Origin of the sequence: Variovorax brevis (assembly GCF_030317105.1) — a bacterium.
Lineage (GTDB): Bacteria > Pseudomonadota > Gammaproteobacteria > Burkholderiales > Burkholderiaceae_C > Variovorax > Variovorax brevis.
The window spans coordinates 316,279-331,143 of the sequence record NZ_JASZYG010000003.1 but is presented as its reverse complement, the minus strand read 5'-3'; the positions used below and the strand labels follow the sequence as shown (position 1 = coordinate 331,143).

The following is a 14,865-nucleotide window of genomic DNA, read 5'->3' as shown; positions in this document are numbered from 1 at the left end:
CGTGAACCTGCCCGCGACAAGGAGCAGGTCATCGAGAACCAGTCGGCGGTTCCTGGCCACTGACGGTGTCAAAGCTGAGTGATCGGGCACTCTCAAACGCCCGCGGCGCCCCGCTGAGCGGATCGCGAAACGCGACCGAGTGGGCCAATAGTTGCAAGGGCCGCGCGTAGTCGTCCGAGCCTTCGGGCAGCAGCACCGGATAGAAGTCGTCGTACACGATCGGCATGCCGAGCGCCGCGCAGTGCACCCGCAATTGGTGCCGACGGCCCGTGACGGGTGAAAGCGCCAGCCGCGCATGGGCGCCACACACTTCCAGCAATTGAAGGTGCGTCTCGGAATTCGGCGCCCCCGGCGATTCCCGCGTGAGCAGGAACGTGGGATCGGCCGTCAGATTGCTTCGGTACACCGGCGGCACTTCGGCGCCTTTGCGCCACGGCACGATGGCTTCATAGCGCTTGGTGACGCTGCGCTCGCGAAAGAGCGACTGATAGCGGTCGCGCGTGCCCGGTTGCACCGAAAAAAGCACGAGCCCCGCCGTCCCGCGGTCGATGCGGTGGATGGGTGACAGCGTGTCGATGCCCAGCTTGCGCTTGAGTCGCACCAGCAAGCTTTCCTGCAGGTAGCGGCCCGAAGGCGAAACGGGCAGGAAGTGCGGCTTGTCGGCCACCACCAGATGTTCGTCCTGAAAGAGCACCGTTTCGTCAAAGGGAATGCGCGCTTCCTCGGGCAAGGTCCGGTAGTACCAAAGCTTCTGGTGCGGCCGGTAGGCGTTGCCCAGATCGATGGGCGCGCCGTGCTGGTCGACGATGTCGCCCGCCTGCATGCGCTCGCGCCATTCCCCGGCGCTCACGAGGGGAAAGCGCGCGGCAAAGAACTCACCAATCGTGGCCCACGGCCCCTCCTGCAGGGCCACGCAACTGGCGCCCACGCCGTCACGTGTGGGCAGCGGTGGACGGGGGTGTGATCTCGGGCGCTTGCGCCTCGCGAGCCGGTTGCCCGCATCTCCGGTGTTTTCCATAATGATGCGAGATTATTGACAGGGTTCGCTTCGACGCCCCGTCGCGACGGCAACCTGCCCACGAAGAGGCTCATTCGCAACGCTTCGCCCCGCGCGGCCCGAATCCGTTGCACATTCGAATCGAAGCGACACCAGGATGGCAACGACCCCATGAGCACCACGACATTGAACATGGCACCCGGCATGCAGGCCACCGACGCCAAGCCCGTCACCCGCTCGCTCAGCGAGCGGCTCGACGCCACGCTGCGGCGCTTTGGCGAGGGCCTGTCGCCGCGTGCCCTGCGCCGCGCGTTGGCCGACCTGCAGGCCGTGGTCGATGCGCGCGTGAGCGACGTGGAAGCCGGCAGCCGCGCGGCCGCCGTGGCGCAGTGGTACGCCGGGCTCGAAGCCGAGCAGCGGCGCGACATCTGGCTGCTGATGAGCGAACGCTTTGCGCCAGACGCCAAGAAGATCCAGGCCGCGCAAGAACAGTACGACGCGGCCATCGCGCGCGCCGACGCCGGCCAGGCGGAAGTGCGGCTGCGGCGTGCGCTGGTGTCGCCGCGCGCACGCCTGCTGCAACGCTTTGCGGTGGCCGAGCCGGGGCTGCGCTTCCTGGTCGACCTGCGCGCCGAACTGCTGCCGCATTTGCGCGAAGACCCGCGCCTGGTCGCGCTCGAAGCCGAACTGGAGCACCTGTTCTCGACGTGGTTCGACGTTGCCTTTCTGGACCTGCAGCGCATCAGCTGGGACTCGCCCGCGTCGCTCATCGAAAAGCTCATCCGCTACGAGGCCGTGCACGACATCCGCAGCTGGGCCGACGTGAAGAACCGGCTCGACAGCGACCGCCGCTGCTACGGCTTCTTCCACCCGCGCATGCCGACGGAGCCGCTCATCTTCGTGGAGGTGGCGCTGCTCGATCACGTCAGCGACGGCATCACGCACCTGCTCGACGAGGCGGCCGCGCCGGGCGATTTGGCACGCGCGACCACGGCCATCTTCTATTCGATCAGCAACACGCAGGCGGGGCTCAAGGGCGTGAGCTTTGGCGACTCGCTCATCAAGCGCGTGGTCGAGACGCTGAGTGCGGAGTTTCCCAAGCTCAAGGTCTTTGCGACCCTCTCGCCGCTGCCGGGTTTTCGTTCGTGGCTGGGCAAGCAAGCCGGCGCGATGCTGGGTGGGCTGGACGACAAGCGCCGCGCGGAACTCGCCCGCGCCTTGGGCGTGGAAAAGCCGGAGGCCGCCGACTTCCTGCGCGCGGCCGAGCAGGCCTTGGCCCTCGATGCGAAGTCGCCGGTGCGCCAGTTGCTCGTCAAGAGCGCCGCGCGCTACCTTGGACGCGAACTGCGCGACGGCCAACCGGCCGATCCGGTGGCGCGCTTTCACCTGGGCAATGGCGCGCGCGTGGAACGGCTGAACTGGGCGGGCGATCCGTCGCCCAAGGGCCTCAAGCAGTCGTACGGGCTCATGGTGAACTACCTGTATGACCTCAAGCGGCTGGACAAGCACCGCGCCCTGCTGACCCAGGGCCGCATCCCGATGTCCCGGGAAGTTGACAATCTTTGCGGCTAGAGTTCGCACTGCGCGCCTGGTCGCAATGCACGGGCGACGCGCTTTCCCAAAAAACAGGAGACAGTTCGATGAGTACGTCTTTTCGCCGACGCGATGTCTTGCGCGCTTCGGGTGCGGCTTTTGCCGCCACCGGCCTTTCCGGCCTTCACTTTGTAGCCCTGGCGCAATCCGCCTGGCCGACCAAGCCGGTCACGATGATCGTGCCCTTTCCAGCGGGCGGCGGCACCGATGCCTTCGCGCGGCCGCTTTCGGCGCAGTTCAGCAAGGTCACGGGCAAGACGCTGGTCATTGACAACCGTGGCGGCGCCGGCGGAACGCTGGGCGCGACCATCGCCGCCCGCGCAGCACCCGATGGCTACACGCTTTTCATGGGCGCGGTGCACCACGCCATCGCCCCGTCGATGTACCCCAAGCTGGACTACGACATCGAAAAGGACTTCGTGCCGCTGGCGCTGCTGGCCAACGTGCCGCAGGTGCTGGTGGTGAACCCGAAGCGGGTGAGCGCCACGACGTACAAGGAATTCCTCGCCTACGCCAAGGCGAACCCCGGCAAGCTCAACTACGCCTCCGCGGGTGCGGGCACCTCGCACCATCTGGCGGGTGAACTCTTCAAGCAGCAGACCGGCACCTTCATCACGCACATTCCCTACCGCGGAGCGGGCCCGGCACTGCAGGACCTGATCGCCGGCAACGTCGACTGCATGTTCGACGGCCTTGGTTCATCGGCGCAGCACATCAAGGCCGGGCGCATCCGCGCGCTGATGGTGGCCGGCAAGACCCGCAATTCGGCCTTTCCGGACGTGCCCTGCGCGGCAGAAGTCGGGCTGCCCGACTACACCGTGACCACCTGGTACGGCCTGTGGACGCCCAAGGGAACGCCCGCCGACGTGCAGGCGAAGATCGTCGAAGACATCAACAAGTCGATGCAGGCGGAGGACATCAAGTCCGTGTGGGCCAGCAACGGCTCGGAAATCCCGACGCTCACGCCGACGCAGTTCGGCGCCTTCGTGAATTCGGAGGTCAAGCGCTGGGCCGCGGTGGTCAAGTCTTCGGGCGCCAAGCTGGATTGAAGGACTCGATGAGCGCTGATATCCGCGTCGCCCGCGAGGGCGATGTCGCCACCGTCACCCTGTCGAATCCGGCACGCCTCAATGCCATGACGCGCGGCATGTGGATCCGCCTGCGCTCCGCGTTCGAGGCGCTGAACGCGGACACCTCGCTGCGCTGCGTGATCGTGCAGGGCGAGGGCGGGGCGTTCTGCGCGGGTGGCGACATTTCCGAGTACCCCTCGTTTCGCTTCGATCCGGCGCACCTGCGCACCTTCCATGAGGAGGAAGTGTGGGGCGCCTTGCAAATGATGCTCGACTGCCCTGTGCCCCTGGTGGCACAGATCGAAGGCGCCTGCATGGGCGCGGGCATTGAAATGGCCAGCTGCTGCGACATCCGGCTGGCCGGCAGCGCCTGCCGCTTCGGCGCGCCGATTGCCAAGCTGGGCTTTCCCATGGCGCCGCGCGAGGCGGCCCTGGTGCGCGGTGCCATCGGCGACGTGCTCGCGCGCGACATGCTGCTGTGCGCCGGCGTTCATTCGGCCCAGCGCATGTACGACGCGGGCTTCCTGCTGCGCGTTCTGCCCGACGGCGACGTGGCGGGGGAGGCATTGGTCGTGGCCGCACGCATCGCGGAACTCGCGCCCGAGGCCGCGCGCGCCCACAAGCGCACCTTTGCCGCGCTCAACCCCTTGACCACGCCGGATGCGCTCCTCGCCACGGCCTATGACTACGCGGACTCGGCCGAGCACCGCGAAGGCATCGCCGCATTCCTTGAAAAACGAACGCCCCAGTTCTGATTCGCACCTGCCCATCCAAATGACGAAGCCAGCCAACGCCAACCTGTTCGCAGCCCTGCGCGCCGCCTTTCCGGGCGACCTCGACAGCATCGCCGTCGAAACGGACACGGGCCTGTTCTATTCATGGCGCGACCTCGAACGCGCCAGCGCGATGATCGCGAACCTCTTCGACGCGCTGAAGCTCGAGCCGGGCGCGCGCATTGCCGTGCAGGTCGAGAAGTCGGTCGAGGCGTTGATGCTTTACCTGGCCACGCTGCGCGCGGGCTATGTGTTCCTGCCGCTCAACACGGCCTATCAGAGCGCCGAGATCGAATACTTCATCGGCAATGCGGAACCGGCCGTGGTGGTGTGCACGAGCGCCAACGCAAAGTGGGTCGCGCCGATTGCGCAGGCGGCCGGCACGCAGCATGTCTTCACGCTCGACGACGACCGCACTGGCACGCTGCTGGAGGTGGCCGCGCAATGCAGCGACGTGCACGCCGTGGCCCGTAAAGGCGAGGACGAGCTCGCCGCCATCCTTTACACCAGCGGCACCACAGGCCGCAGCAAGGGCGCGATGCTGACGCACGGCAACCTGCTCTCGAACGCGCAGGTGCTCAAGGACTACTGGGGCTGGCGCGAGGGCGACGTGCTCATCCACGCGCTGCCCATCTTCCATGTGCACGGCCTGTTCGTGGCCATCCACGGCGCCTTGCTCAACGGCAGCAAGATGATCTGGTTCGGCAAGTTCGACCCCCGGCGCGTGGTGGCGCGACTGCCCGACGCGTCGGTGTTCATGGGCGTGCCGACGCTGTATGTGCGCATGCTGGCCGAGCCTGGGCTGAACAAGAAGGCGTCGAGCAACGTGCGCCTCTTCGTCGCCGGATCAGCGCCACTCCTGATCGAGACCTTCAACGAATGGCGCGAGCGCACCGGCCACACCATCCTGGAGCGCTACGGCATGAGCGAGACCATCATGCTCACCTCCAATCCCTACAAGCCGGAACAGGGCGAGCGTCGCGGCGGCACGGTGGGATTTCCGCTGCCGGGCGTGCAACTTCGCGTGCGCGACGACGAAGGCCGCGACTGCACGACCGACGAAATCGGCGCCATCCAGGTCAGCGGGCCCAACGTGTTCGTGGGCTACTGGCGCATGCCGGAAAAAACGAAGGAAGAATTCACCGCCGACGGCTTCTTCAAGACCGGCGACGTCGGCAAGATCGATGGCCTGGGCTACGTCACCATCGTCGGTCGCAGCAAGGACCTGATCATCAGCGGGGGCTACAACGTCTACCCGGCGGAGATCGAGGGCTACATCAACGACATGCCTGGCGTGGCGGAAAGCGCCGTCGTAGGGTCGCCGCATTCGGACTTTGGCGAGGTGGGGGTGGCGGTGGTCACCGCCAAGCCTGGCGTGGCGCTGGACGCCGACCGCATCCTTGCGGAACTCAAGGCCAAGCTGGCGAACTTCAAGATCCCCAAGCGCTGCTTCGTCGTGGACGAACTGCCGCGCAACACCATGGGCAAGGTGCAGAAGGCGCTGCTGCGCGAGCAGCACAAGGGGCTCTTCGGCGGCAGCTGAAACCCAGGCGCGGGGCTACTTCACCAGCAGCACCGCGATGTCGCTCTCGGCGATGACCTTGGTGGCGATCGAGCCCATCAGCGCGCGGCCGAAGATCCCGTGGCCGTGCGTGCCCATGACGATCAGGTTGGCCCCCGTTTCGTGGGCTGACTTGATGATCTCCTCGGCCGCGTGGCCGTGGCGCGCATCGATCGTGTAGTTGCTGATGTTCCGCTCGGCCAGCTGCGTCTTGAGCGGATCGAGCACCTTGGCCTGCTCCTCGCTGTAGTAGCCCTGGATGACGTCCTTGCTGACACGCCGCGCGACGTGGCCCGGAATGCCCGGGCAAGCATGGACCATCACCAGTTCATGGCCCTCGACGAACATGCCGCGGTTGGCGGCCAGGTAATCGAGCGCCTTCAGGGAGTAGACGCTGCCATCGATGGCAACCAGGATTTTCATGGGATGAACTCCTTGTGCAAGCGCACTGGAACCCATCTTAGGGCAAGGCCGCGCAAGTCCCCTCAATGCCTTTGACGCATCAGGGATTCCGGTTCAGTGGCCCGAGAGCCCCTTCCAGAGCATGTACGCGCCCAGCACATACAGGATGCTGGCGAACACGCGCTTGAGCCGCTTCACCGGCAGGCTGTGCGCCGCCCTGGCCCCCAGCGGCGCGGTGAACACGCTGCATGCGGCGATGACCGCCAGCGCAGGCAGCCAGATGTAGCCGAAGGAGCCGGCCGGCAGCCCCGTCGCCGCGCTGCCGCTGGCGATGTAGCCCACAACATTGGCCACCGCAATCGGAAAGCCCAGCGCAGCGCTCGTGGCCACGGCGTTGTGGATCGCGATGTTGCACCACGTCATGAAGGGCACGCTGATGAAGCCGCCGCCCGCGCCCACCAGCCCCGAAAGGAAGCCGATGCCGCCACCAGCCGCGAACTGGCCGCCAGTGCCGGGCATCTGCCGTGACGGCGCCGGCTTCTTGTCCAGGAACATCTGCGTGGCCGAGAACGCCACGAAGCAGGCAAAGAAAATCGCCAGCGCCGAACCCTTGAGCAGGGAGAACACGCCCAGGCTTCCGACAAGGCTGCCCACGACGATGCCGGGCGCCAGCCGCTTGACGATGTCCCAGCGCACCGCGCCGCGCTTGTGGTGCGCGCGCACGCTGGAGACTGACGTGAAGATGATGGTGGCCATCGACGTGGCAATCGCCATCTTGACCGCCAAGTTGCCCGCCACGCCGCGCTCGCCCAGGATGATGGTGATGAAGGGCACCATTACCATGCCGCCGCCGATGCCCAGCAGCCCCGCCAGGAAACCCGTGCCGACGCCGAGCACGGCGAGTTCAAGGATGAGGAGGGGTTCGATCGACATGCAAGGCGCTCACAGGACAAAAGAAACGGCCCCACAAGGGGGGCCGTTGGACGGGTTGGAGGGTGTTCCGGAAGCCCGCTTGGCGTTCGCCAGGAAGGCCGGGGCTTCGGGAAAATCAATTAGGTGTCTGCGAATGCCGCTGGACCGTCATCCTGAACGCAGGGTTCAGGTGGGCGAGGGCAGCAGGGCTTCGGGTTCATCTGACGCGAGATGATCACGCCCGCCAAGCAATTTACCAAGCCCGGGCTCCATAGAGCATTGGTTCAAGGAAATATAAAGCCCAACGCGCACCGCAGACAGGATGGATTTTACGCCCTGTGGCGGGTTATCCCGATGTCTTTTCAGATGAGATGGCCATCACCGGCCAGCGCGTGATCGAGGCGTTGCACCAATTGGGTGAGCCGCTCGTCGTCTGTCCCGTTTTCCGGATCGCCGGAGGCCGGCGGAATGGCAGGAGCGCTGGGCTTCGCAGCCTGTGCCGCCGCGGAAGCTTCGAATTGCGCAAGGTCGAATGCCAGGTTCAGCGACGCCAGCACTGCAATGCGATCGCGCGCCTTGACCTTGCCCGCATCGCGAATCTTGCACATGGCGGCGTCCACTCGTTCCACCGCCTCGCGCAACTGGTCTTCCCCGCCTTCGGGACAGCCGAGCACGTAGCTCTGTCCCATGATCTGTACGTCAATATGCTTCATGTATCCGCGTCATGCGATGGTGATTCCGCCGGCAACTTTTCGAGCATGGCGTCGATGCGCGTTCGCGCCGCGGCAAGCCGCGACTTGAGTGCGTCGCGCTCGCGCGTCAGCGCCTCGACCTGTTCCTGCAACAGCGCATTGGTGCGTCGCACCTCTTCGTGGCGAAGCAAAAGGCGCTCGACTCGCTCGGCGATCTGATCGATGGGGCTGGCGGCGGACATATGGCTCTGGATTGTATGGCCCCGTGGCCATGGCAATGCGCTGGGCTGCGTGGTCACGCCGCCGCTTTGTGGCGGGGGCGCGTCGGAGTTGTCAAGACTCAATTTAGAATTCCGCCCGTTGGTGCTCGCGCCGTGGTTCACACGTCGCAGTTCAACGGGAAGCAGGAGTCGACGCCGTCCACGGCCGAGCCAACCTGCGCTGCCCCCGCAACGGTCAAACAGACGGAGCGCGAATTTCCTTCGTGCTCCACTTTCATCAACGAGCCACTGGGCGCCCTGAAACAGGCGCCTGGGAAGGCGATGAAAGCGCGCTGTCAGCCCGGATACCGGCCAACGAGGTGAGTGCGTACGCGCCAAAAGAAAAGCGCCGCGCAATCGTGATGCCCATACGCCCGGCGGGGAAGCCGGTCAGGGTTTTGTTCTTGAGCTTTCTCACATGACATTTCGTCTTGCTTCCACTGGCGCCGGCCGCAACCGCAGCGCCCGCGCAGCCGCGCTTCCTTTTGCCTTCACCACCCTGGCTGCGAGTTTCGCGGCGCTGGCGCAGTCGCCTTCCGACGTGCCGTCGCTCAACGAAACCGTGGTGACTGCCCAGCGCGTGCGTCAGCGCCTGTCAGACGCGGTGGCCGACATCTCGGTCATCGATCGCGAAACCATCGACCGCAGCGGCGCCGAAAGCGTGGCAGACGTGCTCGCCAAAGTGCCGGGCATCCAGATTGCGCGCACGGGTGGCGTTGGCAACACGAGTTCCGTGTACGTGCGCGGCGCCGAGACGCGGTTCACGGCCGTGTTCATCGATGGCGTGCGGGTCGATTCGCAATCGACGGGCGGGGCGACGTGGGAAGCCATTCCGCTGTCGCAGATCGACCGGATCGAGATCGTGCGCGGTCCGGGCGCTGCGGTGTACGGCTCGGATGCCATTGGCGGCGTGATCCAGCTTTTCACGCGCAAGGGAGAGGGCGGCTTTGCGCCTTTCGTCGGCGTGGGCGTTGGCAGTCGCAGCCTCTACAAGGCCGAGGCGGGCGCGAGTGGCGCCGGCGGCGGCTTCGACTATTCCTTCGGCGTGGCGCATGAGCAAAGCAAAGGCTTCAACGTGCGAACCGATCCGGGCTTCAACCCCGACAACGACGACTACGACACGACCTCGGGAAATGTGCGGCTGGGTTACCAGTTCAATCCGCAACAGCGCATTGAAGCCACCGCGCTGTCCAACTACATGAACTCCGGATATGACGACTTCATCTTCGACCCGACGGCGGCGCCGGTGGACGACCGCAACAAGTACTGGCTGCGCTCGGCGGGCCTGAACTGGACGTCGCAGTGGACGGACGTGTGGCGCACCAAGTTCGCCATCACCGATTCCAGCAGCCGTTACCAATCCGAGCCGAACTTCTTCGAGACGAAGACCGAGTTGCGCGGCTATCTGTTCCAGAACGAATTCCGCTTCGGTCCGCATCTCGTCACTGCTGACCTGGAGCGGCGGGAAGACAAGCTCAACAACGCGGCGAACCTCGCCTTCGGAAGCCCGGAGATCGATCGCGATCGCTCGCAGAATGCGCTGGCGCTGGGCTACGGCTTCACGCAGGGCCCGCACACCTTGCAACTCAATGCGCGCCACGATGACGACAGCGAGTTTGGCGGCCACGACACCGGCAGCATCGCCTACGGTTTCGCCTTCACGCCGCAATGGCGCGTGACGGCCTCGGCCGGCACGGCGTTCCGGGCGCCCACGCTCTACCAGCGCTTCAGCGAATTTGGTGTCGCCGGGCTGCAGCCGGAGGAGGGCACGAACTATGAAGTGGGTCTGCGCTGGGGAGAGGGCGCGTCGTCCGCCAGTGTCACGGCCTATCACAACAAGGTGAGGAACCTGATCAACTTCGACGCGTCCGCCACCGGCTGCTTGTCCTTCTTTGGCTGCTATACCAACACCGGCACCGCGCTCTACGAGGGTGTGACGCTGGCGGCAACCCATCGCATCGGCAGCGTGGCGCTCCGTGCTTCCTTCGACTGGCAGGATCCGCGCGACCTCGACACCGACAAGATCCTGGTGCAGCGCGCGCGCCAGTACGGCACGTTCGGCGTGGACTGGACGGTGGGCACCTGGCTGCTCGGCGCGGAGGTGATCGCCTCCGGCCAACGCTACGCCAACGCGGCCAACACGCAGACGCTCGCGGGCTACGGCCTGCTGAACCTCAATGCCAGTACGCCGCTGGGCAAGGGTTTCACCCTGCTGGCGCGCATCGACAATGTGAGCGACAAGCAATACCAACTGGTGCAGAACTACGCGACGCCGGGTCGCACCTTCTACGTGGGAGTGAAGTGGTCGCCGAAGCCCTCGAGCCTTTGAACATTGCCGGAAACCGCGAACTGATCCTCGGCGGTCAGAAGAGCGGCAAGTCACGCCGCGCCGAGCAGATCGCCGCGGCGTGGCTGGCGGCCGATGCGCAGCATTGCGCCGTGCTGGTGGCCACGGCGCAGGCGCACGATGAGGAGATGCGCCAGCGCATCGCCCGCCATCGCAGCGACCGCGCGCGGCGCGTGCCCTTGCTGCGCACGGTCGAAGAGCCGTTGGCGCTGGGGGCTGCCGTGTCGCAGCACAGCGCGCCACAGACGCTGGTGGTGGTCGACTGCCTCACGCTCTGGCTCACCAACCGGATGATGCCCGTGGATGGTGGCGCGCCACCTGCAGGCGCGGCCAGTGCCACACCCGAAGACTTGCTGCTGGCCGCGATTCGCAACGCTTCAGGTCCGCTGGTGCTGGTCAGCAACGAGATCGGCCTGGGCGTGATTCCGATGGGCGCCGAGGTGCGCGCCTTCGTCGATTCACTCGGCCTGCTGAACCAGCAGGTCGCTGCGGCGTGCGACCGAGTCACGCTGATGGCCGCGGGCTTGCCGCTCAGCTTGAAGGGCGAGCCGCGATGACATGGCGTCGGTTGTGCCTGGTGGTGCTGTGCTTCGTCTGCACAGCGCCGGCCTTGGCATCGGATCCGATCCGCATCGTGGACGACCGTGGGGTCGAAGTCACGTTGCCGCGCTCGCCGCAGCGCATCGTGTCGCTTCTCCCTTCCTTGACCGAAACAATTTGCGCGCTGCAGGCCTGCGACCGGCTGGTCGGCGTCGACGACTATTCGAACTGGCCCGCCAGCGTGAAGACGCTGCCCCACGTCGGTGGCTTGGAGGACGCCAATGTCGAGCGCATCGTCGCCCTCAAGCCCGATCTGGTGATGCTCGCGCGGTCCGCGCGTGCGACCGAACGGCTGGAGGGGCTGGGCCTCAAGGTGGTGACGCTGGAGCCCAAGTCGATGAAAGACCTGGAGCGGGTGCTGGGCCAGGTGGGCCGCGTGCTGGGCCGCGAGTCGGATGCCACCGCGCTCTGGCAACAACTGGACGGCGGCGTCCAGCGCGTTGCCGCCACGCTGCCGGCCGCCGCACGCGGCAAGCGCGTGTACTTCGAGGTCAACAGTGCGCCCTTTGCCGCCAGCGAGTCCTCGTTCATCGGGGAGACGCTGTCGCGGCTGGGGGTGGCGAACGTCGTGCCCGGTGCGCTCGGTCCCTTTCCCCAGCTCAACCCCGAGTTCGTGGTGCGCGCCAATCCGCAGATCATCATGGTGGGGGACCGCAACGCGGTGGCCTTGTCCGCGCGACCCGGATGGGAAGCGATCGACGCCGTGAAGGCGCGTCGCGTCTGCATCTTCACCGCCGCGGACGGCGACGTGCTGGTGCGGCCCGGCCCGCGCATGGTCGAGGCTGCAACGATCATGGCCAACTGCCTGAAAGACAAGTTCAAGTGACGGGGCCGAAGGCGGGGCTTGCCTTGGCGATCGTCGCCGTCAGCGCGGCGCTCGGCTTGCTGGGCGTCAGCATCGGCAGCACGGGATTCGAGAGCTTCCTGAACGCGTCCAGCGACGCGACGGCCTTGCAGATCGTGCGCGACATCCGCTTGCCGCGAACGCTTGGCGCGTGGCTCGCCGGTGCGTTGCTGGGGTTGGGCGGCGCGCTCGCGCAGGGGCTGTTTCGCAATCCGCTGGCCGATCCGTATTTGCTGGGCAGTGCGTCGGGCGCCAATCTTGGCCTGTCGTTCCTTCTCATCGGGCTGGGCGTGTCGCCGGCCGCCGGCGGCTGGGCCGCGCGCCTCGGCATGACGGGCGCCGCCTTCGTCGGTGCGGTGCTGGCGGTGCTCATCACCTTGAGCCTGGCGCGTGGCGTGCAGCAGACCTTGCGCCTCTTGCTGGCTGGCGTCGTCGTCGGCATGGTGCTGGGCGCCGCGAGTGCCTTGGTGGTGCTGTGGGTGCCCGACATCATGCGGGCGATGCAGGCCTTCATGCTGGGCACGACTGCTTTCCTGGGGTGGCCGAGCGTCGTGCTGCTGGTGAGCGCATTGGTGCTGTGCCTCGTGCCATCCATCGGATTCGCCCGCGCGCTCGACGCCTTGACGCTCGGTGAGGCGAGCGCGACTAGCCTGGGCATTGCGCTGCCGCAAGTGCGATTGGTGCTGGTGGCGGCGCTGGCGCTGGCCACCGGCGCGGCGGTGGCGCATGTCGGACTCGTCGCATTCGTCGGGCTTGTGGCGCCGCATCTCGTGCGCGCCATGGTCAAGCCCACGCATGGCTGGCTCGTGCTGTTGGCCTCGCTGATGGGCGGTGCGCTGCTGCTGGCGGCGGACGTGCTGGCGCGCTGGATCATGGCGCCGCAGGAATTGCCCGTGGGCGTCGTGACGGCGCTGCTCGGCGGCGGCTACCTGTTGTGGCTGATGCACCGGAGGCGCCTGTGACGCGCCCCGCGCTCGCTGCGCAAGGCCTGCAGGTCGTGCTGGGTGGCCGGCGCATCGTCGACGTTCCTTCGTTGGCCCTGCCTGCCGGCCGATGGACTGCCGTGGTGGGGCCGAACGGGGCCGGCAAGACGACGCTGATGAAAGCACTGGCGCATCTGCTCCCAATGCAAGGCAGCGTGCAGCTGAAAGGGCGCGACATCCGCGAATGGCCTGCCCGGGCACGCGCGCGCAGCCTCGCCTGGTTGGGGCAGGCCGAGCCCGGCGCGGACGACCTTCTGGCGCATGACATCGCGATGCTGGGCCGGCTGCCGCACCAACGCTGGCTGGCCGGGCCCAGCGCGGCAGACCACGCCGCGGTGGAGCGCGCGATGCGCCGCACCCAATGTTGGGAATGGCGCGAACGGCCGCTCGGTCAACTCTCGGGCGGCGAGCGCCAGCGGGTGCTGCTGGCACGCGCGTTCGCGGTCGAGGCGCAGGTGCTGCTCATGGACGAACCGCTGGCCAACCTCGACGCACCGCACCAGGCCGATTGGCTGTGGAGCGTGCGTGAATTGGTCGCCGCTGGCGGCACGGTGGTGAGCGTGCTGCACGAGCTGGGCATGGCGCTGCAGGCCGATGAACTGCTGGTGGTGAACGCAGGTCGCATCGCGCACCAGGGTCCGAGCGGGGACGCCACCAGCCACAAGGCACTGCGCGAAGTGTTCGACGACCGCATCGCGCTCCACCAAGTGGAGGGGCAATGGGTGGTCCTGCCGCGATGAACGCGTGCCCATTGAGCTTGAATTGAAGGACACTTTGAACGACATGCAGAACATCACTCCAGCCCGCATCACCGCATCACGCGGCATCGACGACTGACGTCATGACAGTCGATTGGGCTTGGATCAGCATCGCAGCGCTCTGGTTCTCGCTGTTGATCGACCGCCTCGTGGGCGAGCCGCCGATGCGCTGGCATCCGGTGGTGTGGATGGGCGGCTATCTGGCCTTCACGGGCCGCCGCATCGCGCCGCGCGCCGAGTCGCGGCTGGGCGCGGACTTCGGGCGATTCGGTGCCGGTGCGCTGGCGTGGTGTGCGGGCGCCGTCGCCTTCGGAGCCGTGGCGCTGGCCTTGCAGGAATGGGCGCGCCAGTTGCCGGCATGGGCGGCGGCGATCGGTCTTGGCGTTGCGCTCAAGCCCATGCTGTCGTGGCGCATGCTGCGAAGCGAAGTGCTGTCCGTCGAGTCGGCGCTTGGTGAGTCGCTGGACGCCGGCCGTTCGAAACTCAGCTACGTGGTGAGCCGCGACGTCACGCAGCTGGACGAAAGCGAAGTGCGCGAAAGCGCCATCGAATCGCTGGCCGAGAACCTCAACGATTCCGTGGTCGCACCGATCTTCTGGTTTGCCGTCTTCGGCCTGCCGGGTGCGGTGATCTACCGCTTTGCCAACACGGCCGATGCCATGTGGGGCTACCACGGCGTGCGCTCGGGCCGCGTCTGGGAATGGGCGGGCAAGTTTGCGGCGCGCGTCGACGATGTCCTGTCGTGGGCGCCTGCCCGCATCACGGCGATGCTGCTCGCGCTGGCCGCCTTGCGATGGCCGCGCGACTTGCGCCAGCACGCGCGGCACACACCGTCGCCCAACAGCGGCTGGCCGATGGCCGCGATGGCCTTGCTGCTGGATGTGCGCCTGGGCAAGCCCGGCTTCTATGCGCTCAACCCGGACGGCCGCGCGCCCACGGCTGACGACACGCGACGCGCGATGCGCTGGGGTTCGCGGGTGGTGACCATCGCCGGCATCGTGGCCAGCGCGGCGGTGTATGCGTGGGCCCGATTGGCAGCGCCTTGAAATCGCAATCCTCCCCTGCACTCATGC

General features: G+C 66.8%; 15 protein-coding genes and 1 riboswitch. Of the genes, 10 read left to right on the top strand and 5 right to left on the bottom strand.

Annotated elements, in window-relative coordinates; translation table 11 throughout:
- Positions 1-28: 28 nt before the first annotated feature.
- Positions 29-913 carry a pseudouridine synthase gene (locus tag QTI66_RS10315; protein WP_286559416.1) on the bottom strand — a complete coding sequence of 295 codons (885 nt, stop codon included), beginning with the start codon at positions 911-913 and terminating at the stop codon, positions 29-31.
- A 255-nt stretch (positions 914-1,168) separates the two neighbouring features.
- Between QTI66_RS10315 and QTI66_RS10310 the strand changes: the two genes are divergently transcribed.
- The 4 genes from QTI66_RS10310 (at position 1,169) to QTI66_RS10295 (ending at position 5,976) form a co-directional block, all read left to right on the top strand.
- On the top strand, positions 1,169-2,569 hold the full coding sequence (locus QTI66_RS10310) for a malonyl-CoA decarboxylase (RefSeq protein WP_444814980.1): 1,401 nt from the start codon (positions 1,169-1,171) through the stop codon (positions 2,567-2,569).
- Positions 2,570-2,637: 68 nt separating this feature from the next.
- Complete coding sequence (locus QTI66_RS10305; protein ID WP_286559415.1) at positions 2,638-3,639, top strand: Bug family tripartite tricarboxylate transporter substrate binding protein; 1,002 nt, start codon at positions 2,638-2,640, stop codon at positions 3,637-3,639.
- An 8-nt stretch (positions 3,640-3,647) separates the two neighbouring features.
- A complete protein-coding gene (locus QTI66_RS10300) occupies positions 3,648-4,415 on the top strand; it encodes an enoyl-CoA hydratase/isomerase family protein (RefSeq protein ID WP_286559414.1) in 768 nt (255 codons plus the stop codon).
- Between the two features lie 19 nt (positions 4,416-4,434).
- Positions 4,435-5,976 (top strand): malonate--CoA ligase, encoded by a 1,542-nt coding sequence (locus QTI66_RS10295; protein WP_286559413.1) that lies wholly within the window; start codon positions 4,435-4,437, stop codon positions 5,974-5,976.
- A 15-nt stretch (positions 5,977-5,991) separates the two neighbouring features.
- Here the strand turns inward: QTI66_RS10295 and QTI66_RS10290 are convergent, their stop codons facing one another.
- The 4 genes from QTI66_RS10290 to QTI66_RS10275 all read right to left on the bottom strand — a co-directional run bounded on the left by QTI66_RS10290 (position 5,992) and on the right by QTI66_RS10275 (position 8,242).
- Positions 5,992-6,417 (bottom strand): universal stress protein, encoded by a 426-nt coding sequence (locus tag QTI66_RS10290; RefSeq protein ID WP_286559412.1) that lies wholly within the window; start codon positions 6,415-6,417, stop codon positions 5,992-5,994.
- A 93-nt stretch (positions 6,418-6,510) separates the two neighbouring features.
- A complete protein-coding gene (locus QTI66_RS10285) occupies positions 6,511-7,329 on the bottom strand; it encodes a sulfite exporter TauE/SafE family protein (protein WP_286559411.1) in 819 nt (272 codons plus the stop codon).
- A gap of 341 nt (positions 7,330-7,670) precedes the next feature.
- Positions 7,671-8,021 carry a cell division protein ZapA gene (locus QTI66_RS10280; RefSeq protein WP_286559410.1) on the bottom strand — a complete coding sequence of 117 codons (351 nt, stop codon included), beginning with the start codon at positions 8,019-8,021 and terminating at the stop codon, positions 7,671-7,673.
- Positions 8,018-8,242: a DUF904 domain-containing protein gene (locus QTI66_RS10275; RefSeq protein ID WP_286559409.1), complete on the bottom strand. Its 225-nt coding sequence runs from the start codon at positions 8,240-8,242 to the stop codon at positions 8,018-8,020. Before QTI66_RS10275 ends, QTI66_RS10280 begins: the two co-directional genes overlap by 4 nt.
- A 102-nt stretch (positions 8,243-8,344) precedes the next feature.
- Positions 8,345-8,591: riboswitch (cobalamin riboswitch) on the top strand.
- An 87-nt stretch (positions 8,592-8,678) separates the two neighbouring features.
- On the opposite strand from QTI66_RS10275, the gene QTI66_RS10270 reads away from it, so the two are divergent.
- The 6 genes from QTI66_RS10270 (at position 8,679) to cbiB (ending at position 14,838) form a co-directional block, all read left to right on the top strand.
- Positions 8,679-10,589, top strand: coding sequence for a TonB-dependent receptor domain-containing protein (locus QTI66_RS10270; protein WP_286559408.1), 1,911 nt, complete (start codon positions 8,679-8,681; stop codon positions 10,587-10,589).
- Entirely contained in the window at positions 10,586-11,164 is a 579-nt protein-coding gene (locus QTI66_RS10265) for a bifunctional adenosylcobinamide kinase/adenosylcobinamide-phosphate guanylyltransferase (protein WP_286559407.1), read from the top strand. The genes QTI66_RS10270 and QTI66_RS10265 overlap by 4 nt, the downstream gene beginning before the upstream one ends.
- Positions 11,161-12,033 carry an ABC transporter substrate-binding protein gene (locus QTI66_RS10260; protein ID WP_286559406.1) on the top strand — a complete coding sequence of 291 codons (873 nt, stop codon included), beginning with the start codon at positions 11,161-11,163 and terminating at the stop codon, positions 12,031-12,033. Before QTI66_RS10265 ends, QTI66_RS10260 begins: the two co-directional genes overlap by 4 nt.
- Entirely contained in the window at positions 12,030-13,013 is a 984-nt protein-coding gene (locus tag QTI66_RS10255; RefSeq protein WP_286559405.1) for a FecCD family ABC transporter permease, read from the top strand. The genes QTI66_RS10260 and QTI66_RS10255 overlap by 4 nt, the downstream gene beginning before the upstream one ends.
- Positions 13,010-13,774: an ABC transporter ATP-binding protein gene (locus QTI66_RS10250; RefSeq protein ID WP_286559404.1), complete on the top strand. Its 765-nt coding sequence runs from the start codon at positions 13,010-13,012 to the stop codon at positions 13,772-13,774. Before QTI66_RS10255 ends, QTI66_RS10250 begins: the two co-directional genes overlap by 4 nt.
- 101 nt (positions 13,775-13,875) lie before the next feature.
- Entirely contained in the window at positions 13,876-14,838 is a 963-nt protein-coding gene (gene cbiB / locus QTI66_RS10245) for an adenosylcobinamide-phosphate synthase CbiB (RefSeq protein WP_286559403.1), read from the top strand.
- Positions 14,839-14,865: the final 27 nt, after the last annotated feature.